The organism is Streptomyces sp. BHT-5-2 (assembly GCF_019774615.1).
Taxonomy (GTDB): domain Bacteria; phylum Actinomycetota; class Actinomycetes; order Streptomycetales; family Streptomycetaceae; genus Streptomyces.
In genome coordinates this window covers 701,083-722,200 of record NZ_CP081496.1, presented here as the reverse complement: position 1 = coordinate 722,200, position 21,118 = coordinate 701,083, and the positions used below count along the sequence as shown (strand labels likewise).

The following is a 21,118-nucleotide window of genomic DNA, read 5'->3' as shown; positions in this document are numbered from 1 at the left end:
GCCCGGGGGCTACTTCCGGGAGGCGCCGCTCGGCAGCCGGGAGTCGTCCGTCAGGAACGACTCCGCGGTCTGAACCGCCTCCCGGGCGGGCAGCGCCCGGAAGACCCAGGTGCGGTACGACCAGAAGCGGAAGAGCGTGGCGATGCCGATGCCGAGGAACTTGAAGACGTTGCTCTGCAGCGGGCTGTCCCAGCCGAAGCCGTAGGTCGCGGCGTAGAGGATGCCGTTCTCGATGACCAGGCCGACCACGCTGAACAGCAGGAAGAGCGTCAGCTCCTTGGTGCGCCCCTGCTTGTCGCGGTCCCGGTAGGCGAAGTAGCGGTAGCCGATGTAGTTGGTGCCGGTGGCGACCACCGTCGCCACGATGCTCGCCCGGACGACGGGCAGTTCGGTCAGGTGCCGGACGAGGTTGAAGACCGCGAAGTTCACCACGACCCCCGCGCCGCCGACGGCGCCGAACTTCACGACCTCCCGGACGAGCCCCTCCAACCGTGAGCGCAGCGCGCTCCGTTCACTCATGGTGATCGTTCAGCTCCCCGTCGTGGGCGGTAGGCGGGCCGGCGACCCGGTCGGGCCCCTTCATGCTAACCACGCCCGCCGGAGCGCGGGACCCCGGCGGCCCCTCCCGCGCACCCCCGTACGGATACGGCCATGACGGTCCGCAATCGGCCGTCAGCCCACCGTCACACGGAAGTTGAGGACGCCGGCGCCCGGCTCGTCCGCGGCGCCCGTCGCGCACCGCAGACAGTGCAGCAGCCGCAGGTCGGTGCGGCCCGGGTGGACCGCCGCGAAGTCCAGCGCCCGGGAGTCGTGGCCGGCGGACGGCGGTCCGGCGTCGTCGTCCGGCATGGTCCGCCGCTGTCCGGCGGCCCGCAGAACGGCCGGATCCGGTCGCGGGGCGGCGACGATCCAGTGGTAGCCGTCGCCGGGGTCGTCGGGCACCTCGATGCTGAAGCGGTCGCCGGCGCCGACCGAGATCTCGGTGTCGCCCGGGCCGAACACCTCGGGGCCGGACAGCCGGCTGATCACCGTGTGCAGGGCGATCAGCAGGGCGGCGACCGCGACGACGGTCACCAGTGTCCGGGAGTTCCTCGTTATGTCGCCGCTCTCCATGCGGCCTCCCCTTGTCGCCCGATCGCCCTCGAACGCGTCTCTCGGACGATCCTCCAAGTCCGGGTCGGGTGCACGACCGCCGGGCGGCTACCCTGGGGGCGTGACGTTCCCGGTAGTCGGCATGGTCGGCGGCGGTCAGCTCGCCCGCATGACCCACGAGGCGGGTATCCCCCTCGGCATCAAGTTCAAGCTCCTCAGTGACACCCCGCAGGACTCGGCGGCGCAGGTGGTCGGCGATGTCGTCGTCGGCGACTACCGCGATCTGGACACCCTTCGCGCGTTCGCCCGCGGCTGCGATGTGATCACCTTCGACCACGAGCACGTGCCCACCGAGCACTTGCGGGCACTGGAGGCCGAGGGCATCCCCGTCCGGCCCGGCCCGGAAGCGCTGGTGCACGCCCAGGACAAGGGGGTGATGCGGGCGAAGCTGGACGCCGTCGGCGTGCCCTGCCCGCGCCACCGCATCGTCGCCGACCCGGCCGACGTCGAGCGCTTCGCGGCCGAGGGCACGGGCTTCCCGGTGATCCTCAAGACCGTCCGCGGCGGCTACGACGGCAAGGGCGTCTGGCTGGTGCGATCCTCCAAGGAGGCGCAGGAACCGTTCCTCGCCGGAGTGCCCGTCCTGGCCGAGGAGAAGGTCTCCTTCGTCCGCGAGCTGGCCGCCAACGTCGTGCGCTCCCCGCACGGCCAGGCCGTCGCCTACCCGGTCGTCGAGTCGGTCCAGGTCGACGGCGTCTGCGACACCGTGATCGCCCCGGCCCCCGGCCTCTCCGACGAGCTCTCCACCCATGCCCAGCAGCTCGCCCTGCGGATCGCCGACGAACTCGGCGTCGTCGGGCACCTCGCGGTCGAGCTGTTCGAGGTCCGGGACGCCGACGGCGCCCCCGCCGTCCTCGTCAACGAACTCGCCATGCGCCCGCACAACTCCGGCCACTGGACCCAGGACGGCGCGATCACCTCGCAGTTCGCCAACCACGTCCGCGCCGTCCTCGACCTCCCGCTCGGCGACCCGCGCCCGCGCGCCCGCTGGACGGTGATGGCCAACGTCCTCGGCGGCGACTATCCCGACATGTATGCGGCGTACCTCCATTGCATGGCACGCGATCCGCAGTTGAAGATTCACATGTACGGCAAGGACGTGAAGCCTGGCCGCAAGGTCGGGCACGTCAACACCTACGGCGACGACCTGGCGGACGTGCGTGAGCGCGCCGCGCACGCCGCCGGATACCTGCGAGGAACGATCACCGAATGACGGCAGCAACCAGTGGCCCCCTTGTGGGCATCGTCATGGGCTCCGACTCCGACTGGCCCGTCATGGAGGCCGCCGCCCAGGCTCTGGAGGAGTTCGAGATCGGCTATGAGGTCGACGTCGTCTCGGCCCACCGCATGCCGCACGAGATGATCGCCTACGGCGAGCAGGCGGCCGCCCGCGGCCTGAAGGCGATCATCGCCGGCGCCGGCGGAGCCGCCCACCTGCCGGGCATGCTCGCCTCCGTCACCCCCCTCCCGGTCGTCGGCGTCCCCGTCCCCCTCAAGTACCTCGACGGCATGGACTCCCTCCTCTCCATCGTCCAGATGCCGGCCGGCGTCCCGGTCGCCACGGTCTCCGTCGGCGGCGCCCGCAACGCCGGACTGCTCGCCGCCCGGATGCTCGCCGCCCACGACCCCGAACTCCTCGCCCGTATGCGGGAGTTCCAGCAGGAGCTGAACGACCAGGCCACCGAGAAGGGCCGGCGGCTGCGCAACAAGGTCGCGGGCGCGGCGGGCTTCGGCTTCGGGGGCAACAAGTGACGGCCGCCCTGGACGCCGCCCGGGACCTGCTCGCCCGCTGGCCGGTCGTCGACGGCCACAACGACCTCCCCTGGGCACTGCGCGAACAGGTCCGCTACGACCTCGACCGGCGCGACGTCGCCACCGACCAGAGTGCCCACCTGCACACCGACATCCCCCGGCTGCGCGCCGGCGGGGTCGGCGCACAGTTCTGGTCGGTGTACGTACGCTCCGACTACACCGGTGACCACGCCGTCAGCGCCACCCTGGAACAGATCGACGTCGTACGGCAGTTGACCACCCGCTACGCAGCGGACCTACGCCTCGCGGCCACCGCCGACGACATGGAGGCGGCCCGCGCCGAGGGCCGCATCGCCTCCCTCATGGGCGCCGAGGGCGGCCACTCGATCAACAACTCCCTGGCCACCCTGCGGGCCTTCCACGCCCTGGGCGTCCGCTACATGACGCTCACCCACAACGACAACAACGACTGGGCGGACTCGGCGACCGACACCCCCCGCCACCACGGCCTGTCGGCCTTCGGCGAAGAAGTCGTCCGCGAGATGAACCGCTGCGGGATGCTCGTCGACCTCTCGCACGTCTCGCCCGACACCATGCGCGACGCCCTGCGCGTCACCACCGCGCCGGTGATCTTCTCGCACTCCTCGGCCCGCGCCGTCTGCGACCACCCGCGCAACATCCCCGACGACGTGCTGGCCCAACTCCCCGCCAACGGCGGCGTCGCGATGGCCACCTTCGTCCCGAAGTTCGTGCTGCCCGCCGCGGTCGAGTGGACCCTGCGCGCCGACGAGAACATGCGCGCCCACGGCCTGCACCACCTCGACACCACCGAGCGGGGCATGGCCGTCCAGCGCGCCTTCGAGGCCGCCAACCCCCGCCCGGCGGCCACCGCGGCGACCGTCGCCGACCACCTCGACCACATGCGCGAGGTCGCCGGCATCGACCATGTCGGCATCGGCGGCGACTACGACGGCACGGCCTTCACCCCGTCGGACCTCGCCGACGTCGCGAGCTACCCCAACCTCGTCGCCGAACTGCTCCGCCGCAAGTGGTCGGAGGCCGACCTGGCCAAGCTGACGTGGCAGAACGCGGTGCGGGTCCTCCGCGATGCGGAGGGGGTCGCTCGTGCCGAGGGGTCTCGACGGGGGCCGTCGAATCTGACGCTCGGCTGAGCGGTCCGCTGCGCGGGGGCTGTTCCGGCCCGCTTCGCGGGCGTTGGTTTGCCGCTGCGCGGGGCCGGTCCGCTGCGCGGGGCTGTCGGGTGCGGTGCCGGGCCTGCGGGGGTGGTGTGTCGGACTGCTGCGCTTTACGTCCGACACACCACCCCCTCCGGCCCGTCCCCTCCCGTGGGTGGTCATAAAGACGGTGGGTGGGGGCCAGTCCCAGTGGTCCGCTGACGGTCACCTGTTGACGGCTGACGGTCAGTCGTAGATGCACGCCGCCCCTCAGTCCAGAGCCCGCAGGGACCCGACAACCGGAGCCCCGTCACCGCACCCGACAGCCCCGCGCAGCGGACCGGCCCCGCGCAGCGGACCAACAACGCCCGCGAAGCGGGCCGGAAGCGCGCCGTCAGGCGCAAGCGCGGCGAACCCCTACGGCGGGAAAGCCGAAAAGCGAGGGACGAAATTCTCTACGCAGAGGGTCGGCCAAGGGCTCGATAGAGCCACCCGGCCTTGCGCCACAGCTCCGGGTCGAGGGCGTTGCGGCCGTCCAGGACGCTCCGTTCGGCGACGACCTCGCCGAGTACGCCGGGGTCGAGTTCCCGGAACTCGCGCCACTCGGTCAGGTGCAGGACGACATGCGCGCCGCGCACCGCTTCCAGGGCGCTCTCCGCGTAGCCGAGGGTCGGGAAGACCCGCTCCGCGTTGGCCATGCCCTTGGGGTCGTAGACCGTGACCTGGCCGCCCTGGAGGTGGATCTGGCCGGCGACGTTGAGGGCGGGGGAGTCGCGGACGTCGTCCGAGTCGGGCTTGAAGGTCGCGCCGAGGACGGCGACCCGCTTGCCGAGGAAGCTGCCGCCCACCGCGTCGCGGGCCAGCTCGACCATGTGGCCGCGGCGCCGCATGTTGATCGAGTCGACCTCGCGGAGGAAGGTCAGCGCCTGGTCGGCGCCCAGTTCGCCGGCGCGGGCCATGAAGGCGCGGATGTCCTTGGGCAGGCAGCCGCCGCCGAAGCCGATGCCGGCGCGCAGGAACTTGCTGCCGATCCGCTCGTCGTGGCCGATCGCCTCGGCCAGCTTCACCACGTCGCCGTCGGCGGCCTCGCACACCTCGGCCATGGCGTTGATGAACGAGATCTTGGTGGCCAGGAAGGAGTTGGCGGAGGTCTTCACCAGCTCGGCGGTGGGGTAGTCCATGACGATGAACGGGGAGCCCTCGGCGATCGGGGTGGCGTAGACCTCGCGCAGCAGCGCCTCGGCCCGCTCGCTGGTGACGCCGGCCACGATCCGGTCCGGGTGCAGGGTGTCCTGGACGGCGAAGCCCTCGCGCAGGAACTCCGGGTTCCAGGCCAGCTCGGCGTCGGCGCCGACGGGCGCGGCGGCCGTCAGCCGCTGCGCGAGCCGGGCCGCGCTGCCCACCGGCACCGTCGACTTGCCGACCACCAGCACGGGCCGGGTCAGATGCGGTGCCAGCGCGTCGAAGGCGGCCTCGACGTAGGACATGTCGCAGGCGTACTCGCCGTGCTTCTGCGGGGTGTTCACGCAGACGAAGTGGACGTCGCCGAAGGCCCCGGCCTCCTCGTAGGAGGTGGTGAAGCGCAGCCGCCCGGTGGAGCCCTCGATGCCGGCGACATGGCGGCGCAGCAGCTCCGCCAGACCCGGCTCGTACATCGGCACCTCGCCCCGGCGGAGCGTTTCGATCTTCTCCGGCTGCACGTCCAGGCCCAGCACCTCGAAGCCCAGCTCGGCCATGGCGGCGGCGTGGGTGGCGCCGAGGTAGCCGGTGCCGATCACGGTGATCTTGAGGGCCATTGCGGGGCTCCATGGGTCTGACGGAAAGCAGTGCCGACCGAGCATATCCGCGCACGGAACGGACCCTTCCCGCACGCGGTGCGCCCCTGGGGGACTGTCGGCAACCTCACCTACCGACGGCCCCCGTATCCGCCCTAGAATCCCTTCTCAGTAAGGGTTACTTAACGGTAGTTAGCACTGCCGGCACCTCAGGGGAGTGAGAGACCTTGGCGGGAACCGCTGATTTCGATCTGTACCGGCCGTCCGAGGAGCACGACATGCTCCGCGAGTCGGTGCGCTCGCTCGCCGAGGCGAAGATCGCGCCGTTCGCCGCCGCCGTGGACGAGGAGGCCCGCTTCCCCCAGGAGGCGCTGGACGCGCTGGTCGCCAACGACCTGCACGCCGTGCACGTACCGGAGTCGTACGGCGGCGCCGGTGCCGACGCGCTGGCGACCGTGATCGTCATCGAGGAGGTCGCCCGGGTCTGCGCCTCCTCGTCGCTGATCCCGGCGGTCAACAAGCTCGGTTCGCTCCCGGTGATCCTCTCCGGCGGTGAGGACCTGAAGAAGAAGTACCTGGCGCCGCTCGCCAAGGGCGACGCGATGTTCTCGTACTGCCTCAGCGAGCCGGACGCCGGCTCCGACGCGGCGGGGATGAAGACCAAGGCGGTGCGGGACGGCGACTTCTACGTCCTCAACGGCGTCAAGCGCTGGATCACCAACGCCGGGGTGTCGGACTACTACACCGTCATGGCCGTCACCGACCCGGAGAAGCGCTCCAAGGGCATATCGGCGTTCGTCGTCGAGAAGGGCGACGAGGGCGTCTCCTTCGGCGCGCCGGAGAAGAAGCTCGGCATCAAGGGCTCCCCGACCCGCGAGGTCTACCTCGACAACGTCCGCATCCCCGCCGACCGCATGATCGGCGCGGAGGGCACCGGCTTCGCCACCGCCATGAAGACCCTGGACCACACCCGCATCACCATCGCGGCCCAGGCGCTCGGCATCGCCCAGGGCGCGCTGGACTACGCCAAGGGCTACGTCCAGGAGCGCAAGCAGTTCGGCAAGCCGATCGGCGACTTCCAGGGCGTCCAGTTCATGCTCGCCGACATGGCGATGAAGCTGGAGGCGGCCCGCCAGCTCACCTACGCCGCGGCGGCCCGCTCCGAGCGCGTCTCGGCCGGCGGCAAGGGCGAGGACCTGACGTTCTTCGGCGCCGCGGCCAAGTGCTACGCCTCGGACGCCGCCATGGAGATCACCACCGACGCGGTCCAGCTGCTCGGCGGCTATGGCTACACCCGCGACTACCCGCTGGAGCGGATGATGCGGGACGCCAAGATCACGCAGATTTATGAAGGCACGAATCAGGTTCAGCGGATCGTGATGGCGAGGAACCTGCCGCAGTAGGGTTTTCGCAGGTCAGAGGCCGTTTTCGATGGCTCGCGGGCAGCGATCGGGTTCCGGTCCGTTCGGGTCCGTTTCGGGCTGATCATGGGTGTCATGCTGGGGGAATCCTGGGCTGACGCTGGGCGGTGAACCGCCTCTCACCTGCACAAACACAACGGCCCCCGGCTCTGCGCCGGGGGCCGTTCGCATGGGCTCTGTCAGGCGACTTCCGCCTGTCCCTCTGTGGGGTCGTCCGCGCCGGGCGTCAGCATCGTTGCGATGGCCGCCCGCCCGCGCTGCTCGGCTCCCTCAAAGATGTAGTGGTAGTGCTCGCGCAGTACGTCCGTGCTGCTGTGGCCCATCCAGTCGGCTACGTCGTTCTCGGGGACACCCGCGTACAGAAGTCGCGATCCGTAGTAGTGCCGCATGGAGTGCGGCTTGCAGTACGCCACCTCTTCCTTGGTCAAGGCCACGAGCCAGATCTGCCGGTAGAAGTACGACGCGTACAGGTACCCGGTGCGGGTCACGTTCGGGAACAGCAGACGCTCAGGCCCCCATACGCCGTGGTTCTTGATGTGCCTGCGCAGCTCGAACGCCACGTTGGGCGGCAAGGGCACCACTCGACCCGGTTCCTCCTCGTCACGGGCCTTGATGTGCCGCCGCTGTAGCGCGCTGTTCTTGCCGGACTCTGTTTCGCCGTCCTCCGCGATCTGGAAGTCGACGCGCAGAATTTCGGCCTTGAAGTCGATCTGATCCCGTGAGACGGCCATGGCTTCCCCCAGCCGGAGCCCGCACCCGGCCATCAGCCACAGCATTGCTCGGTACCGCGCCGGAGCGCCGTCGAGCATGGCCAGGACTTCCCGCGTGGTGAGGCGCCGGGCCTTGCTCTTGTGCTCGCGGATCTCCTTGGCGCGGCTTCCGGCGTGCTTGATCTTCTTGCACGGGTTGCGCCCGATGATCTCGTTGACGACGGCCCAGTCCATCATTCCGGAGAAGAACGAGAACCGTTGCCGTCGCGTCCGGGCTGACAGCTTGCGGTCCGTTTCCATCCACAAGAGCCACTGCTCAATGTCCGCCACTTTTAGGGACACGATGGAGCGGGCCTTGAAGAACGGTTCCAGGGTCGTGTTCTGGATCGAGCGGTACTGCTTCTTGGTGCTGTTCTCCAACTTCCTTTGATTCGTCCACTGCTCCCAAACCGCCGTCACGGGCTGTTTTCCCAGCCTGTCGTCCAGGTAGGTCCCGGCGTCTAGTTCCTGCTCCTTCCGCTTCCGGTGGTCGTCGGCGCGCTTCTTGGTCTCGAACGACTTCTGCCGCTGTTTGCCGTCCGGGTCGTACCAGAAGGTTGTCCACTTCTTCGGGTCGTCCGTGGAGCGCGCTATCCATGCCCTTGCCACCAGCGATAGTCCCTGCCGTGATCGGGGCCCTGTCAGCCCCTCTTGCGGCCAGTCTTGGCGTGTCCACCTATGGTTGTCAACTGATGGTGGACCACCATCCGTGGTACCTTCCTTGCATGGCAGATGAGGACGGGTTCGAGATCACCCAGCACCAAGGTGCGTGGGACATCCGCATGTGGTGGCCGAGCGGCGTGGTGACAGGTGGCCCACAGCGCATCACCATCGAGCAGGCGGAGAACGCCCCCGCCCGCGACGTGGCACGCGGGATCTCCACGACGGTGCTCCGCAGGCTCGATCTCGCGGAAGCAGTCCGCGCGATGCAGGAGCACGCTCCGAGCATCGAAGAGGAGGCGCGGGGGATCAGCCAGGCGATTGAGGAAGCGGGCAAGGGGGCCGGGCAGCTACTCGCCCTCCAAGGCGTCTCAGCGCCTTACCTGGTTGTGCTCTCGACCGTGTACGTCCAGATGGCGAATATCGGCGCGACCCGTCCCGTTGATTGGCTGGCGCAGTTGATCGAGCGTCGGCCGGAGACCGTGCGGGATCACCTCAAGAAGGCCCGCAGAGATGGGTACTTGAGCTCCCTTGCCGGGAAGGCCGGCGGGGAGTTGACCGCCAAGGCCAGGTCCGTGCTCGACTCCATGCCGGAGGCGGGAGAGGCTGGGTAGCCCCATTCCTCCGCGCCCAAATGACTACGCCCCCGAGGTCATCGGGGGTTTTCTTTTTCTCGGAGGAATTTTTGACCAAGCTGATGACCGTTGGCGATGTTGCTGACTACCTGAGCGTCCCGAAGTCGTGGGTGTACGACAACTGGAAAAGGCAGACGATCCCGTTCCGGAAGGTCGGCCAGTCGCTCCGATGCCGCCCGGCCGACCTAGAGAAGTGGCTAGACCGCCAGAACTGAACAGCACTTTTAATGACGCCCCCGAGGCAACCGGGGGCTTTTTCATTTCCTGAGAGGGCTATGTGAGCGCTGCGCCAGAGGATTACGTGAACGAGGTCATCCCGCCGTCTGACGAGAAGCGTCGGGGCAGGCTAGAGCGGAAGGCGGACGCCCTTCTGGAGGCGGCTGGCGACGAAACGAGGGACGACTGGCCAGGGGCGTGGACCCAGCGGCCGGAAACGGAGTTCGAGCGGATAGCGGCGGCGTATACCGGAATGGTTCCTTTGATGGTGGCATCGCTGTGCGCTTCGCTACCCGAATTCGCTCCGGAGGCACGGCGTCATGCGGTGGAAAGCATGATGCGGGAGCGCCCGGGGCTGGAGGCGGCGGAACCCGTCGTGCAACTCCTCGATGCGGTAGACGATTCGGCGGCCTTCGGCTCCGGTTTCACGATGGAGCGTCGGAACTTCCCGCCCGAGACGTGCCGATGGAGTTCCTGCCAAGAGCCGCTGTACGCCCCGCAGGCGGCCCGAGGCAGGGGCAACCCCCGCAAGTACTGCAACCCTCACAAGAGGGCAGCCAAGAGCCACACGCAACGCCTCAGGCGCAAGGGAATATACGTCGGCGTTCACCGAAACATGTCCTACCGGCCGGACGGCGAGAAGCCAGCCGTAGCGGCCTGGCTGAAGACTCCGACGATCGGCGGCAAGAGCTCCGACCAGTACCAGCAGTCCCGGGATGTGTGGGAGACGCTGAACGTCCCTCAAGCTCTCTGAAGCATTTATTCAGAGTCTGTGGAGAGGCGTTCTCTCTGGAGCCATGCACACTCGGCGGTGTGCCTCTGGCACGGCCTAGCGGCCGGGCAGTTCCTAAGTCGTCATGAGGCTCTGCGGATACCTCCCTGTGAGGGGGACAACGGAGAGAAAATGCTGACCTCCCTTACTTCCTACTGATCTCGTTCACAGTGGGGGGTAAGGGGGGCAGTGTTTCTCTTACGTTGTCCTCTTGTGAGGTAGAGGGCCGATCTCAAGGCGGCCCAATCTGACTCTACTTCCTAGCTTGATTAGATCTTGAGGAGGTGTCGCCCATGAGCGACGCAGCACAGATTTCCGAGACTCCGGAGAACCCGGCCACTCTCGATGCGGTCGAGGATTTCGAGGCCCAGCCGGCCGAGCCTGAACCCGCCAATATTCCCGACCCTGCCGAGGCGATCCGGGCTGAGATCCAGCAGGAGTATGCGGGGAGGCTGGCCAAGGCCGAACTGAGGGCCGAGGCTGCCAAGGCCGGTGTGGATTTTCCCGACGGGTTCATTGACCTTCTCGACCTCTCCAGGCTCCTCGGGGAGGACGGCGAGCCCGCCGCAGACGCTATCGCGCTGGCACTCAAGCCCTTTCAGGCCGAGCCGGAGCCGAAGTTCCCGCAACTCATGGGCATGGGCCACTACAACGGCATAGGCGCCCGCAGTTCAGTCTCTCTCGACGCTCGTAAGCGCTAACCAGGAGTACCCGTATGACTTTTGCCTACCAGAACCCTGCCACCCACACCTTCGTCCCGGAGATCTGGAATGCCAACCTGCTGACCCAGTTTGACCCGCTGCTGGTATGGGCTTCCCCGATCGTCTCGAATAACAAGTACGAGGGTGATATCCGGAAGAAGGGCGATGTTGTCCACATCAACAGCCTTCTGCGGCCCTCGGTTGGGGATTACAAGCTCCCGGATGGCATGACGGCCCAGCGGCCGGAGACCGTAGACCAGAAGCTCCCGATCACCGAAGCGAAGTACCTTCAGGTGCTCGTGGAGGACGCGGAGCGTGTCCAGCTTGCCAGCGGCCTCGACTCGCCGATCAATCAGCAGATGATCCGGTCCCTTGCCCGCGAGGCCGACACGTTCATGGGTGACGTGATCGCCAAGGGCGCCACGGCTCTGCCCACGGTCAAGGCAACGCCGGAGAACACCCCGCAGGCGCTCTACAGCGCCATCCTGGACATGATGCTGGCTCTGGACGACAACGACATTCCCGCAGGCCGGTACGTGGTCGTCTCGCCCCGTGTGAAGCGGTACCTCATCGAGCATCCGGCAGTTGCCAACGCCGCCGCGTACGGCGAAGGCGGAGTGACTGCACACGGCGTCGTTGCCAAGCTTGCTGGCTTCACGGTGTTGTCCACCACGGCCATGCCGAAGGGCGTGGACATCGTGGCCGGACACAAGGAGTTCGCCACCTACGCGAGCCAGTTCACGGGCTTCCGTGAGGGCCAGTCAGAGAAGTTCCGCGCCGACTACATCGACACTCTCCACCTGTACGGCGGCAAGATCGTGCGATACCCGGAGCTGGACGCCAAGAAGGCCGACAACACCTTCGACGAGAGTAAGCCGACTAAGGGCATTGTCCGCGCGGCTGTGGAATGGGGCACCGCGGCCTGACCCAGGAACATCAGGTCAGCAACCGCGGCAGGGTGCCGGCCGAAGTTCGCGAGGCATACGCCAAGGCCCACTGACCCAGCCAGACAGCGAGAAGCCGCTCCCTGTGAGGGGGCGGCTTCTGGCATGAGGGGCCGAGATGCGAGTGGCCTGTCTCCGGCGGATCCTGCCTTTATGGCAGCACCGATAGTGGTACCCCGGGATCGCCTGAGACTTCTAGTCGGGGGCTGCGTTATCGCCGAGTTCGGTGGTTGGGTACGTTTCATATGCCTCCGCGTCGGCGGCCGCTTCTTCCGCCGTTACACGACTGAATACTGTCCCCGGTGGAAAATTGAAGAATTTCTCCTTCGTTGTCAAGGAATCGGCTTCGTCATTGGCGTCAAAGCTGGCGACGAGCGAGCAGGAGCAGCCGGGAATGGAGACCCCATCCTTCTTAAGGATCTCTTCGGCTACCTTAAACGAGTCATCCTTCGACCGGCCCTGCCGGATGCCCAGCCGATATTGCTTCTCACAGACCTTTAGTGCCACTGTGCTACCGGTTTCCATGCCCATGCCGGGATCAGTCTCACCCTGACCTTCGGTCGTGAACACGTGAACCAAATCGTTGGCCAGGAAATAGTAGTATCCCCAGAACTTACTCCTCGATCCACCCTCATTCAGGCGGAATTCGGCTCGCCTGGAGGGGCAAAGCCAAATAGTTCCAGCGAGGGTCTCGCCGTTTGCAGATTTCGTATCTCCCGACACGTATGCATTTGTGAACCGACGTTCAAAATCATAAGTGCTTCGCTCATCCATAGCGCACCCTTTCCGTTTTTCGTCAGGCCGAGATCGACCTGAGTGATGACTCCCCTCCCTCAGTGCGGATCATGCTCTGTTTCGCCCATATTGGGTAATGATGAAACGATCCCTCGGTGTTTTTGCTCGATTCCGGGTGCTTTGAGTCTTACCTGAGCGGGCCTTCGGCAGGGACGGCCCCCTGGCAAGGGAGGACGAGCTTGGGCCTAGCTGATGGTCCAGTTGGGGAGGCTCGCTTGCAGCAGCATCCACCCCCGCTGAGGGGTAACAACAGGCACGAACACCAGGTGAGGGTATATATAATCCCCGGCACTAAATACGTACCTGTTATCCGCGTGGAACCGTACCGCCACTCCATCAAAGTGAGACCGAGGGCACTGCGGAGGGGGCTGAGTGGACATCTGTCCGCCACTCTGGGGTTCGGATCTTCCAGTTTTCGTGCTCTAAAGACCCCGGGAAGCCCCCTGAAGGGCATTGAGAGCGCACTGCCACTGACATGCACACGGGATCTGGCGAGGCCGCCAGCCGGCCTCCTAGAGATCTCATACCCGTACACGGTTTGAGGAAGGCACCCCCGGTGGGTCCTCATTACTTCTCAATTCGCATTATCCCCGGGTCGCATTCACGAGAGTAACGCTTCAGTTATTCGTACGTTACTGTTCTGTGATTGACGGTTGGCAGAGTTGATCTCGCACCGCAACAACGAATGCGGACGGCCGTTAGAGCAGCGCTCCGGCCACTCACTGAGGCTTCATCTGTCAAGCCCGATTCAAAGGATTTTCGCGCCATGCGTAAGACCGTGCTCATGCCCGTTGAAAAGGTTCTGTGCGACGCCCACATGGCGCGTGACGGTTCCGAGGTAGAAGCAACTGACGCGCTGACGCTGGGGCGCCATTCCTGGGACCTCTGCTTGGAACACAACGTCACCTTTGGCCGCTACCTGTGTGATGCGCTCGGCGCTCCCTCGGAGGGTGAGGGCAAGGCAACCGAGCCTGAGCCGGTGAGTGTCCCGGTTGCTGAGCCTGCCCCGGCGCACGCGGCTGAGCCGTCGCCTGTCGTGACGGAGTGCGATGAACGCGACGTGGGCGGGGAAGCGAGCGAGCCTGAGTCTGTGCGATCCGTCATGATCGCGGGTGAGGTACCGGGGTACGACTGGGACACGGCCCGCGAGGCCGTGCGGAGCCTGGGCTACGAAGTGGTGGGCCGTGCGGATGAGTCCACAGCCCTACTGATCGTGGGCGAGGGTGGCGACCGCAACGGAACCAAGCTGCGAGATGCGCGGGAGCGTGGCATTCCGTGCATGGACGTACGAGTGCCGGGCCGCTTCAAGTCGGCTGTATGCGCTGGTGAGTTGGTCGGCGGAGACTCGCTCCCCGAGCCTGCCAAGGTCGGCCCCAAGGTCATGTCCGAGCGGGAGCGCAACAAGGCCGTACGTACCTGGGCACGGGAGAACGGCTACGTCGTCCCGTCCAAGGGGCGCATCCCCATGCACGTGCGCCACGCCTACGAGCTGGCGCACCGGGACGCGTCCGAGGAAAAAGCAGTAGCGGCCTGAGTGCCGTTTCCCTGGCGGTGCCGCCCCCCGTGGGTGGCGCCGCCAGTTCCCCCGTGCAACAACGTACATCCTTGAGGTAGACACGTCATGACCAGCCCTGTCTTCTACGGTCCCATCGGCCGTGCCGTTCGCCGTATCGCACCGTTCCTCGAAGCGGACCCCTTGGGGGTGTACGTGGCCGCCCTGTCGATGTGGTCGGCCGCCATCGGCGGAACGGTCAAGGTCTCCTCCCGTGGCAGCGCCCGGCCCCTGTTGCTGTGGTCCGCCCTCGTGGCCGGAACGGGCAGGGGGAAGGGAACCGCGCTGCGGGCCGCGCTACACGTCCTGGACAAGCCCCTGGGCCGGTTCCTGGCCACACACACCACGTCCGGAATCACGTCTGGGGCGAGCATGGTCAACCATCTGTGGGAGCAGCAGGAAGCCACGGTGGAGACCGAACACGGTCGGGACGTAAGGACGTTGGTGGTTGAAGAGGAATGGACCGAGGTTTTGAAGCGGGTCAAGCGCGACCCGTCGTTCACCACCAAACTGCGGGCCGCGTGGGACGGGACGACGCTGCGGAACACCACCAAGGAAGAGGCTCAGGAAGTCCGAGACCCGGCCATGGTGCTCCACTCCCACATCACGCCGTCCGATTGGGCCAAGTACGTGGGGGAGTCGGAAGCTGCGGGCGGTTCGTACAACCGCATCCTTCCCTTCCTGCTCGGGTCGGTGCCCATGCTGGATGACGACCGGGTGGCACTGCCGCAGGTGGAGGGGCATGCGCTAACCGATGCCTACGGCTGGGCCACCGCCCGGCCCCGCGTGATCACGCTTGGGGAACGCGCCCGGCCGCTGTGGCGGATCGTAAGGCGGTACGCCCGCATCCTGGGCGAGACCCTGCCGGAGGGACAGGCCGTGTTCATCGAACGGACCGCAGAGCAGACGCTCAGGGTCGCGGCATGCCTGGCTGCCTCCGAGTGCTCCGAGATGATCACGGACGAGATGCTGTCGGCTGCCTTCACTCTGGTTCGCCGGTCGGTTCAGGACGCCGTCAGCATCACGGGAATGGGGGACAAGATGTCACTCATTCGCAAGCGGCAGCCGCTCAGCTTGGCGGAGAAGGTCCGTGCCCGCATCGAACTGCACGGCGGACGGGCCGCGTCCTCTCAGGTTCTCCCGTACGTCGGGGCGACCGCAGCGGAGGTCAAGGCACTGCCGGAAATCGCGGTGACCGTGGAAAAGGAAGGGAAGGCAGGACGGCCGAAGACGATTTTCGCGCTCCGCGGTGACACTTCCCGTCACCCCGAGCCGACGCCGGCCAGCGCGGAGCGTGAGGAGAACCGCGCCACCGTGGTGCAGATGGACGCCTACCGCCCGGCACCCAAGCAGGCCCCGGAACCGGTGAAGCGGCCGGAACCGCTCGCCAGCACCAACCCCTTCATGGCGCTGCTCTGACACGCCCGAAGGAACCAAAGAACACCCCTGCCATTGTCGGCAGGGGCGTTCCTTTGCTGCGGGGAGACTCAGACGAGGCTGATTCCGGCCTGGGCCTTGATGGTGTCCACCGCCTCTTCGGTGAGCCAGCGAAGGGGGACCACGGTCCACCTGTCGCCCTTGCGCATGACCACGGCGTTACCGTCCCTGGTGCGTCCCACGTGAACGAACCCGTGGTCACGCCGCAGATCTTTCGCCAGGTGCTCGCCGTGGATCACGGGCGTTACTTCCCTTCGCGGTCCTCGTCGTCAGCCATGCTGCTGTGGACGTCACCGTTCTGAGAGACCCGGGCGTCGGGGTCTGTGGCCTGCCCCTGGTTTGCCTGCGGGTCCCATTCGTCTTCGTTCTTCTTGCCCATGTTCCCGTGAACCCCTCCTGGTCATCAACACGGAGACCGTCCCCGCGCCGTCGTGCAACCCGCCCCGGTCGCTCGACCTGTCCAGGCCACCGGGGCGGGCGTTTGGGCGCCTCGGCTTCCCTGGGGCCGAAGCGGTTGCCCTCACTGCCCAGGGCAGCACCCCAGTTAAGGGGCGGACCGGGGCGAGAGTCTGAGCACGTCAACTCAGACGGGACACGACCTGTCCCTACTCTGGGCTTGTCCGGTCGGGGGCTATCCGGCTGTCCGCCACGGGGGCAGTGGGCACGCCGGAGCTTTGGAAGGTCAGAAACTCTCAGCCGGGAGCCTGGGGCCCTCGTCGGCGTTCTCCGGGCCGACCCGCGCCAGCGGCAGAGCTTCGAGGAACTTGGTAGCCGCGCCGACTCGCAAGACGCCCATGTCCACGCACGCGCACCCGTTGCCAGTTACCCGGCCGCGCACTTGCGATACGTCATCCTCAGAGAGCCCGGCACGGATGAGGGCGGCCCGGACGAGCGCCGCAATGTGGTCCACCTCAGCACGTGCGCTCTTGTACTGCGCCATGGGGATCACGAGCACCGCCGCTTCTTGTGAGGGTGACTCCGGATCTCTACGTTCACGTCCGAGACCTTGGACATGTTGCCCTCGGCCCGTGCCTCACTACGTTCTTCGCTCAACGCCATGCACACATCGCAGCCCGGTACCGGGGGCGGGTCACTGTCGAGCCTCAGCGGCAGCTCAACGGGCGGAGCGGGATACGTCGTTGGGTTGGTCATGGGTGGACCCCTCGCGTCGTCCTGATGCCGACCACGCTAGGGAGAGCGGAACCTCAACTCATAGGCGATTGCACGAGGTTGCACGCCAATCACCCGAGGGCATCCAAGGCCGACGTGATCAGCGCGCGAGCGGGAGCCCCGTAGACCGCCAGTGCTGCCAGTTCCGCGAACGTCTCGGCGTACAGGGCTATCTCGCTAGGCTGCGTGATCGTGAGGTATCCAGAGATCAACTCGACGTTGACCTGCGCCGCGTCATAGATCCAGAAGCCCTCGGCCGGCCAGCGCTCCCGATCCGGCGTCATGGGCACAACTCCCAGGCTGACGTTGGGAAGTGAGGCAATGGAGACCAGGTGGCCAAGTTGTCCGGCCATGACCTCAGCGCCGCCGATCCCGGTTCGCAACACCGACTCCTCAACGAGGAACGCGAACTGCCGGTCACCCTCGTACAGGACCCGCTGACGCTCCATCCGGGCGGCGACGGCTTCGGCTACGTCGTCCACCAGGCCGCGCCGTTGCTGGATCGCTTGCAAAGCTGCCGTCGTGTACGGCTGCGTCTGGATCATGCCCGGCACGAGCCAGGAGGAGTAGGAGCGGAAACGGCGGGTCCGCCGGTACAGCGGCAGGCGGGCCTCCTGGGCCTGTTTGAGCCCTGCCCGCTCCATGCGTCGCCAGCCAACCCACATGCCCTCGGCCGTCCGAAGCATCGCAATCAGGTCTTCGGCCTGGCCCTCGGCCTCGCACGCCCGGCACCACGCCCGAATGTCGTCGGCGGACGGGGGTGTACGGCCGTTCATGATCCGGGACGACTTGGACCGGCTCCACTCGCAGCGATCAGCAAGTTCGGCCCCGGTCAGCCCGGCATCCCGGCAAAGCTCCCCGAGTCGATCCGCGAGAGCCTGCCGGGCCTCCTGGGCACTGGAAGAAGCAGAGACAGCCATGGTGCGTGATCAGCTCGGCCGGTACTCCGCGTGAGGAATCGCGCGCTCCCACGCTGCCTCGTACGCCGTGACGTACTGCGCGGCCAACGCCGGTTCGTGCAGAACCTCCATGCGCGGGCCGGTCCACTGACCCTCGCCGCTGAAGTGGTGCAGGATCACGGTTTCCTCGTCCATGACCCACCCGTCCAGCACGGGGAGCAGCAGATCACGCGCCCGCGAGCGAGGCAGCCAACGCACGTCCTCACCCGCTGCGACGTTCGTAAACGTGCCGTCGTACTCGTACCGCACGTAGTCACTCAGTGGCTCGGAGACCACGCGCAGCCGCCGCATGACCACACCCCGGCTGGTCGTCTCGGCCACCACGTCCAGCCACGAGCGCCACCACGATTCACGGTCGGCCGGGTCGTACCGGTGCCCCTCCTGCCAGCGGATGAATTCGGGGTCATCCCGCATGTAGCTGTCCCGCATCTCAAGGTGCATCGCTGAGCGCTGCGCCTTCGCGAGAGCCTCACGAACCGCTGTTGCCACCGTTGTCCTCACTGTCCGGGCGGGGGATGAACTGGAGCATGTTTGCGGGCAGCCGGATTACGGTCTCGTGCTCCGGAACGTCCGTGGAGTGGCCGGGCACCGAGCCGACTTCCTGTGCTTGCCGGACGGTCTCCTCGTCCGCCTTCCATGACTGGATGATCAGGTCGCCGGTTGTGTCGTCCAGCCAGATCGTGGGCGAGCCGTCATCGGGGGTGTTGGGCCAAATCCCCAAGAACTTTAGGGCCATTGGGCACTCCTCTACCGAGTCGGTTGCACGGATGTGCACGAGCCTCACTCTTCCGGCTGAGCACCGTCAAGGGGGGCAGGCAGCGGGCCTTAGCCGCGCGAGACTCCATGCACGACCTGAGCAGGGGGAACGCGGTGGCGATCCTGGGGGAATCCTGGGGAGAACTCCTTCAGGAGGGGCATCCATGCAGGTCAGGGCCGTATGGCCTGTAAAGCACGCAGATCTACGAGGGCACGAACCAGGTGCAGCGGATCGTGATGGCGCGGAACCTGCCGTAGGGCGGAGGGTCCTGCGCGGCCCTGTGAGGAGGGGCCCCGACCGCGGTTGCGGTCGGGGCCCCTCCTCGTGGCGGTGCGGTGGCCGGTCCGGTCAGTTGCCGGAGACGGTGACCGGCTCGTCGTTGTTGAGCTCCTGGACGAGCTGCTTGAGCTTGGCCTGGTCCCAGACGAGGTTGCCGCCGACGCTGCCGGAGATCGGCATGTTCATCGACTTGCCGTCGCCGCCGGTGACGCCCTTCATCGCGAAGAACATCTGGCCCAGGTCCCACAGGCTCATGTCCTTGTCCACCTTCAGCGTGTCCAGGCCGGCGCCGAGCGTCGGATAGAACTTGAAGGGGTTGAGCAGGGTGCCCGGCGTGGCGGCCTGCTTGGCGACGGCGGCCAGGAACTTCTGCTGGTTCTTGGTGCGCTGGAGGTCCTGGGAGGCGAAGGCGTGCCGGGTCCGGACGAAGGCGAGTGCCTGCGCGCCGGTGAGGGTCTGGGTGCCGGCCTTGAAGTCGGCGCCGGAGTCCTTGTCCTTGAACGCCTGGGGGATGTCCATCTCCACGCCGCCGAGCGCGTCGACGATGTTGGCGAAGCCGGCGAACCCGATCTCGACGTAGTGGTCGATGTGCAGGTGGGTGTTGTACTCGATGGTGCGGACCAGCAGGGCCGGGCCGTCCTCGGCGTAGGTCGCGTTCAGCTTGGTGTGCCGCCCGCGCGCCGGGTACTGCTTGCCGGACTTGGAGCCGACGTACGAGGGGATCTCGACGTTGGAGTCGCGCGGCAGGGATATCAGCGTCGGGCCGTTGCTGCCGTCGTGCAGGATCAGCATCGAGTCGGTGCGCCCGCTGTCGGTGGGCCCGCCGGTGTGCAGCTTCTGCTTCATCTCGTCGGTCATGCCCTCGCGGCTGTCCGTGCCGACGATGAGGTAGTTGGTGCCGTCGCCGGTCGCGGGGCGGTCGATGACCTTGCTCAGGTCGACCTCGCGGCGCAGTTTGCCGTCCGCCCAGAAGTAGGTGCCGACCGAGGCGACCAGCGCCACCACGACCAGGGTGATCAGCGTCCACTTGATGCGGCGGCCCCAGCGCGGGCGCGGCCGGGCGGCGTAGCCGTCGCCGCCGTGGCCGCCGCCACCGGTGCCGCGGCCGCCCCGGCCACCGCCCCCGTAGACCTGGCCGGTGTTGTAGCCGCTGTCGTAGTCGTCGTAGCCCTGGGACTGCTGCGGCGCGTTCCCGCCGCCGCGGCGCGGGGAGAGCGAGGGCGGCAGCGGGGGCTCGCTGCGCCCGTAGCCGGAGCCTGCGTCGCGCCGTACGTGCGGCATGGCGCGCGCACCCTCCGGCTCGGCACTGCTGCCGCGTCCGTACCGGTTGCCGCTCTGGTCGCCGGACCGTCCTTGGGGCCACTCATTCATACGGGGAAGTGTGCACGCCACGGGGGCCCGCTCCATAGGGCGGGTACGGGATCGGGCCGTGGCTGTTGCAGAGCTGATGCAAAACGACGGAGCCCTAACGGGCCATACCGCGAAGGGCCCGGCGATTCGGCCGCCACCATCGGAAGCATCCATTCCGGATGGTTTCCGGCGGCGGGCGGGAGAGCCATCTCACGTCGGCGGGGAGACCCGGGTCACACCGCCCCGGCCGCTCCCGCCGCCCGCCGCCGTACGGGACCGTACGGCCCCCGCTTACGCTTGGCTCCATGACCGACCTCGTCACCCACCAGCAGGAGGACGCCCCCGCGGGCAAGCCCACCTCCGTCTCCCGCACCACGCTGTCGCACATCATGACCGCAGGCGACACCAACCTCCTCGGGACGGTGCACGGCGGCGTGATCATGAAACTCGTCGACGACGCCGCGGGCGCGGTCGCGGGCCGGCACTCCGGCGGCCCGGCGGTGACCGCCTCCATGGACGAGATGGTCTTCCTGGAGCCGGTCCGGGTCGGCGACCTCGTCCACGTCAAGGCCCAGGTCAACTGGACCGGCCGGTCCTCCATGGAGATAGGCGTCCGGGTGCTCGCCGAGCGCTGGAACGAATCCACCCCCGCCCAGCAGGTCGGCTCCGCCTACCTCGTCTTCGCCGCCGTCGACGAGCACGGCAAGCCCCGCACGGTGCCGCCGGTCGTCCCCGAGACCGAGCGCGACCGGCGGCGCTACCAGGAGGCCCAGATCCGCCGGACGCACCGGCTGGCCCGCCGCCGCGCCATCCGGGAACTCCGCGAGCGGCGCGCCGCCGAGGGCCTCGACGACGCCTGACGGGGCC

The 21,118-nt window shown here is 67.4% G+C and carries 24 protein-coding genes; 12 read left to right on the top strand and 12 right to left on the bottom strand.

Annotation, left to right across the window (positions count from 1 at the left end; all coding sequences use genetic code 11):
• Positions 1 to 9 precede the first annotated feature (9 nt).
• Positions 10 to 519: a GtrA family protein gene (locus K2224_RS03010; protein WP_221905120.1), complete on the bottom strand. Its 510-nt coding sequence runs from the start codon at positions 517 to 519 to the stop codon at positions 10 to 12.
• Between the two features lie 153 nt (positions 520 to 672).
• On the bottom strand, positions 673 to 1,113 hold the full coding sequence (locus tag K2224_RS03005) for a protease inhibitor I42 family protein (protein ID WP_260692315.1): 441 nt from the start codon (positions 1,111 to 1,113) through the stop codon (positions 673 to 675).
• Between the two features lie 100 nt (positions 1,114 to 1,213).
• Between K2224_RS03005 and K2224_RS03000 the strand changes: the two genes are divergently transcribed.
• From K2224_RS03000 to K2224_RS02990, 3 genes are read left to right on the top strand one after another with little or no spacing between them, the layout of a single operon-like run.
• On the top strand, positions 1,214 to 2,365 hold the full coding sequence (locus K2224_RS03000; protein ID WP_313904745.1) for a 5-(carboxyamino)imidazole ribonucleotide synthase: 1,152 nt from the start codon (positions 1,214 to 1,216) through the stop codon (positions 2,363 to 2,365).
• On the top strand, positions 2,362 to 2,904 hold the full coding sequence (gene purE, locus K2224_RS02995) for a 5-(carboxyamino)imidazole ribonucleotide mutase (RefSeq protein WP_221905119.1): 543 nt from the start codon (positions 2,362 to 2,364) through the stop codon (positions 2,902 to 2,904). Before K2224_RS03000 ends, purE begins: the two co-directional genes overlap by 4 nt.
• Positions 2,901 to 4,076 (top strand): dipeptidase, encoded by a 1,176-nt coding sequence (locus K2224_RS02990; RefSeq protein WP_221905118.1) that lies wholly within the window; start codon positions 2,901 to 2,903, stop codon positions 4,074 to 4,076. The genes purE and K2224_RS02990 overlap by 4 nt, the downstream gene beginning before the upstream one ends.
• 458 nt (positions 4,077 to 4,534) lie before the next feature.
• On the opposite strand, the gene K2224_RS02985 is transcribed toward K2224_RS02990, so the two are convergent.
• Positions 4,535 to 5,875, bottom strand: coding sequence for a UDP-glucose/GDP-mannose dehydrogenase family protein (locus K2224_RS02985; RefSeq protein WP_221905117.1), 1,341 nt, complete (start codon positions 5,873 to 5,875; stop codon positions 4,535 to 4,537).
• Between the two features lie 206 nt (positions 5,876 to 6,081).
• Here K2224_RS02985 and K2224_RS02980 point away from each other — a divergent pair, with 206 nt between their 5' ends.
• Entirely contained in the window at positions 6,082 to 7,257 is a 1,176-nt protein-coding gene (locus tag K2224_RS02980; protein WP_221905116.1) for an acyl-CoA dehydrogenase family protein, read from the top strand.
• A gap of 197 nt (positions 7,258 to 7,454) precedes the next feature.
• Here the strand turns inward: K2224_RS02980 and K2224_RS02975 are convergent, their stop codons facing one another.
• The gene (locus K2224_RS02975) at positions 7,455 to 8,633 is read right to left on the bottom strand and encodes a site-specific integrase (RefSeq protein ID WP_221905115.1); all 1,179 of its coding nucleotides are present in this window, start codon (positions 8,631 to 8,633) and stop codon (positions 7,455 to 7,457) included.
• A gap of 116 nt (positions 8,634 to 8,749) precedes the next feature.
• On the opposite strand from K2224_RS02975, the gene K2224_RS02970 reads away from it, so the two are divergent.
• From K2224_RS02970 to K2224_RS02950, 5 genes are all read left to right on the top strand, one after another.
• Complete coding sequence (locus tag K2224_RS02970) at positions 8,750 to 9,298, top strand: hypothetical protein (RefSeq protein WP_221905114.1); 549 nt, start codon at positions 8,750 to 8,752, stop codon at positions 9,296 to 9,298.
• Positions 9,299 to 9,318: 20 nt separating this feature from the next.
• A complete protein-coding gene (locus tag K2224_RS02965) occupies positions 9,319 to 9,534 on the top strand; it encodes a helix-turn-helix domain-containing protein (protein ID WP_313904744.1) in 216 nt (71 codons plus the stop codon).
• Positions 9,535 to 9,620: 86 nt separating this feature from the next.
• Positions 9,621 to 10,289, top strand: coding sequence for a hypothetical protein (locus K2224_RS02960; RefSeq protein ID WP_221905113.1), 669 nt, complete (start codon positions 9,621 to 9,623; stop codon positions 10,287 to 10,289).
• Positions 10,290 to 10,600: 311 nt separating this feature from the next.
• Positions 10,601 to 11,008: a hypothetical protein gene (locus K2224_RS02955; protein ID WP_221905112.1), complete on the top strand. Its 408-nt coding sequence runs from the start codon at positions 10,601 to 10,603 to the stop codon at positions 11,006 to 11,008.
• Between the two features lie 14 nt (positions 11,009 to 11,022).
• Positions 11,023 to 11,934 (top strand): hypothetical protein, encoded by a 912-nt coding sequence (locus tag K2224_RS02950; protein ID WP_221905111.1) that lies wholly within the window; start codon positions 11,023 to 11,025, stop codon positions 11,932 to 11,934.
• A gap of 213 nt (positions 11,935 to 12,147) precedes the next feature.
• Here the strand turns inward: K2224_RS02950 and K2224_RS02945 are convergent, their stop codons facing one another.
• Positions 12,148 to 12,726 carry a hypothetical protein gene (locus K2224_RS02945; protein WP_221905110.1) on the bottom strand — a complete coding sequence of 193 codons (579 nt, stop codon included), beginning with the start codon at positions 12,724 to 12,726 and terminating at the stop codon, positions 12,148 to 12,150.
• A gap of 787 nt (positions 12,727 to 13,513) precedes the next feature.
• Between K2224_RS02945 and K2224_RS02940 the strand changes: the two genes are divergently transcribed.
• Together K2224_RS02940 and K2224_RS02935 are read left to right on the top strand one after the other, a co-directional pair.
• A complete protein-coding gene (locus K2224_RS02940; RefSeq protein ID WP_221905109.1) occupies positions 13,514 to 14,281 on the top strand; it encodes a histone-like nucleoid-structuring protein Lsr2 in 768 nt (255 codons plus the stop codon).
• Between the two features lie 87 nt (positions 14,282 to 14,368).
• Positions 14,369 to 15,718 carry a DUF3987 domain-containing protein gene (locus K2224_RS02935; protein ID WP_221905108.1) on the top strand — a complete coding sequence of 450 codons (1,350 nt, stop codon included), beginning with the start codon at positions 14,369 to 14,371 and terminating at the stop codon, positions 15,716 to 15,718.
• Between the two features lie 68 nt (positions 15,719 to 15,786).
• On the opposite strand, the gene K2224_RS02930 is transcribed toward K2224_RS02935, so the two are convergent.
• The 7 genes from K2224_RS02930 to K2224_RS02905 all read right to left on the bottom strand — a co-directional run bounded on the left by K2224_RS02930 (position 15,787) and on the right by K2224_RS02905 (position 20,272).
• Positions 15,787 to 15,975, bottom strand: a complete 189-nt coding sequence (locus K2224_RS02930) for a hypothetical protein (protein WP_221905107.1) — start codon at positions 15,973 to 15,975, stop codon at positions 15,787 to 15,789.
• 5 nt (positions 15,976 to 15,980) lie between these two features.
• Positions 15,981 to 16,115 carry a hypothetical protein gene (locus K2224_RS40185; RefSeq protein ID WP_260692313.1) on the bottom strand — a complete coding sequence of 45 codons (135 nt, stop codon included), beginning with the start codon at positions 16,113 to 16,115 and terminating at the stop codon, positions 15,981 to 15,983.
• Between the two features lie 303 nt (positions 16,116 to 16,418).
• A complete protein-coding gene (locus tag K2224_RS02925; protein ID WP_221905106.1) occupies positions 16,419 to 16,691 on the bottom strand; it encodes a hypothetical protein in 273 nt (90 codons plus the stop codon).
• Positions 16,692 to 16,977: 286 nt separating this feature from the next.
• Positions 16,978 to 17,826 (bottom strand): helix-turn-helix transcriptional regulator, encoded by an 849-nt coding sequence (locus tag K2224_RS02920; protein ID WP_221905105.1) that lies wholly within the window; start codon positions 17,824 to 17,826, stop codon positions 16,978 to 16,980.
• A gap of 9 nt (positions 17,827 to 17,835) precedes the next feature.
• Entirely contained in the window at positions 17,836 to 18,354 is a 519-nt protein-coding gene (locus tag K2224_RS02915) for a DUF6879 family protein (protein WP_352302469.1), read from the bottom strand.
• Positions 18,335 to 18,601, bottom strand: coding sequence for a hypothetical protein (locus K2224_RS02910; RefSeq protein WP_102924224.1), 267 nt, complete (start codon positions 18,599 to 18,601; stop codon positions 18,335 to 18,337). The genes K2224_RS02915 and K2224_RS02910 overlap by 20 nt, the downstream gene beginning before the upstream one ends.
• Positions 18,602 to 18,970: 369 nt before the next feature.
• Positions 18,971 to 20,272: an LCP family protein gene (locus tag K2224_RS02905; RefSeq protein WP_221905104.1), complete on the bottom strand. Its 1,302-nt coding sequence runs from the start codon at positions 20,270 to 20,272 to the stop codon at positions 18,971 to 18,973.
• Positions 20,273 to 20,556: 284 nt separating this feature from the next.
• On the opposite strand from K2224_RS02905, the gene K2224_RS02900 reads away from it, so the two are divergent.
• On the top strand, positions 20,557 to 21,111 hold the full coding sequence (locus K2224_RS02900; RefSeq protein ID WP_221905103.1) for an acyl-CoA thioesterase: 555 nt from the start codon (positions 20,557 to 20,559) through the stop codon (positions 21,109 to 21,111).
• The last annotated feature ends 7 nt before the right edge of the window (positions 21,112 to 21,118 follow it).

Excerpts from the sequence above, each read along its gene's own strand:
- K2224_RS02905 (WP_221905104.1), bottom strand. The coding sequence starts at position 20,272 with ATGAATGAGTGGCCCCAAGGACGGTCCGGCGACCAGAGCGGCAACCGG.
- K2224_RS02955 (WP_221905112.1), top strand. The coding sequence starts at position 10,601 with ATGAGCGACGCAGCACAGATTTCCGAGACTCCGGAGAACCCGGCCACT.
- K2224_RS02940 (WP_221905109.1), top strand. The coding sequence starts at position 13,514 with ATGCGTAAGACCGTGCTCATGCCCGTTGAAAAGGTTCTGTGCGACGCC.
- K2224_RS02945 (WP_221905110.1), bottom strand. The coding sequence starts at position 12,726 with ATGGATGAGCGAAGCACTTATGATTTTGAACGTCGGTTCACAAATGCA.
- K2224_RS02965 (WP_313904744.1), top strand. The coding sequence starts at position 9,319 with ATGACTACGCCCCCGAGGTCATCGGGGGTTTTCTTTTTCTCGGAGGAA.
- K2224_RS02900 (WP_221905103.1), top strand. The coding sequence starts at position 20,557 with ATGACCGACCTCGTCACCCACCAGCAGGAGGACGCCCCCGCGGGCAAG.
- K2224_RS40185 (WP_260692313.1), bottom strand. The coding sequence starts at position 16,115 with ATGGGCAAGAAGAACGAAGACGAATGGGACCCGCAGGCAAACCAGGGG.
- K2224_RS02920 (WP_221905105.1), bottom strand. The coding sequence starts at position 17,826 with ATGGCTGTCTCTGCTTCTTCCAGTGCCCAGGAGGCCCGGCAGGCTCTC.
- K2224_RS02985 (WP_221905117.1), bottom strand. The coding sequence starts at position 5,875 with ATGGCCCTCAAGATCACCGTGATCGGCACCGGCTACCTCGGCGCCACC.
- K2224_RS03010 (WP_221905120.1), bottom strand. The coding sequence starts at position 519 with ATGAGTGAACGGAGCGCGCTGCGCTCACGGTTGGAGGGGCTCGTCCGG.
- K2224_RS02935 (WP_221905108.1), top strand. The coding sequence starts at position 14,369 with ATGACCAGCCCTGTCTTCTACGGTCCCATCGGCCGTGCCGTTCGCCGT.
- purE (WP_221905119.1), top strand. The coding sequence starts at position 2,362 with ATGACGGCAGCAACCAGTGGCCCCCTTGTGGGCATCGTCATGGGCTCC.
- K2224_RS02950 (WP_221905111.1), top strand. The coding sequence starts at position 11,023 with ATGACTTTTGCCTACCAGAACCCTGCCACCCACACCTTCGTCCCGGAG.
- K2224_RS02970 (WP_221905114.1), top strand. The coding sequence starts at position 8,750 with ATGGCAGATGAGGACGGGTTCGAGATCACCCAGCACCAAGGTGCGTGG.
- K2224_RS02910 (WP_102924224.1), bottom strand. The coding sequence starts at position 18,601 with ATGGCCCTAAAGTTCTTGGGGATTTGGCCCAACACCCCCGATGACGGC.
- K2224_RS03005 (WP_260692315.1), bottom strand. The coding sequence starts at position 1,113 with ATGGAGAGCGGCGACATAACGAGGAACTCCCGGACACTGGTGACCGTC.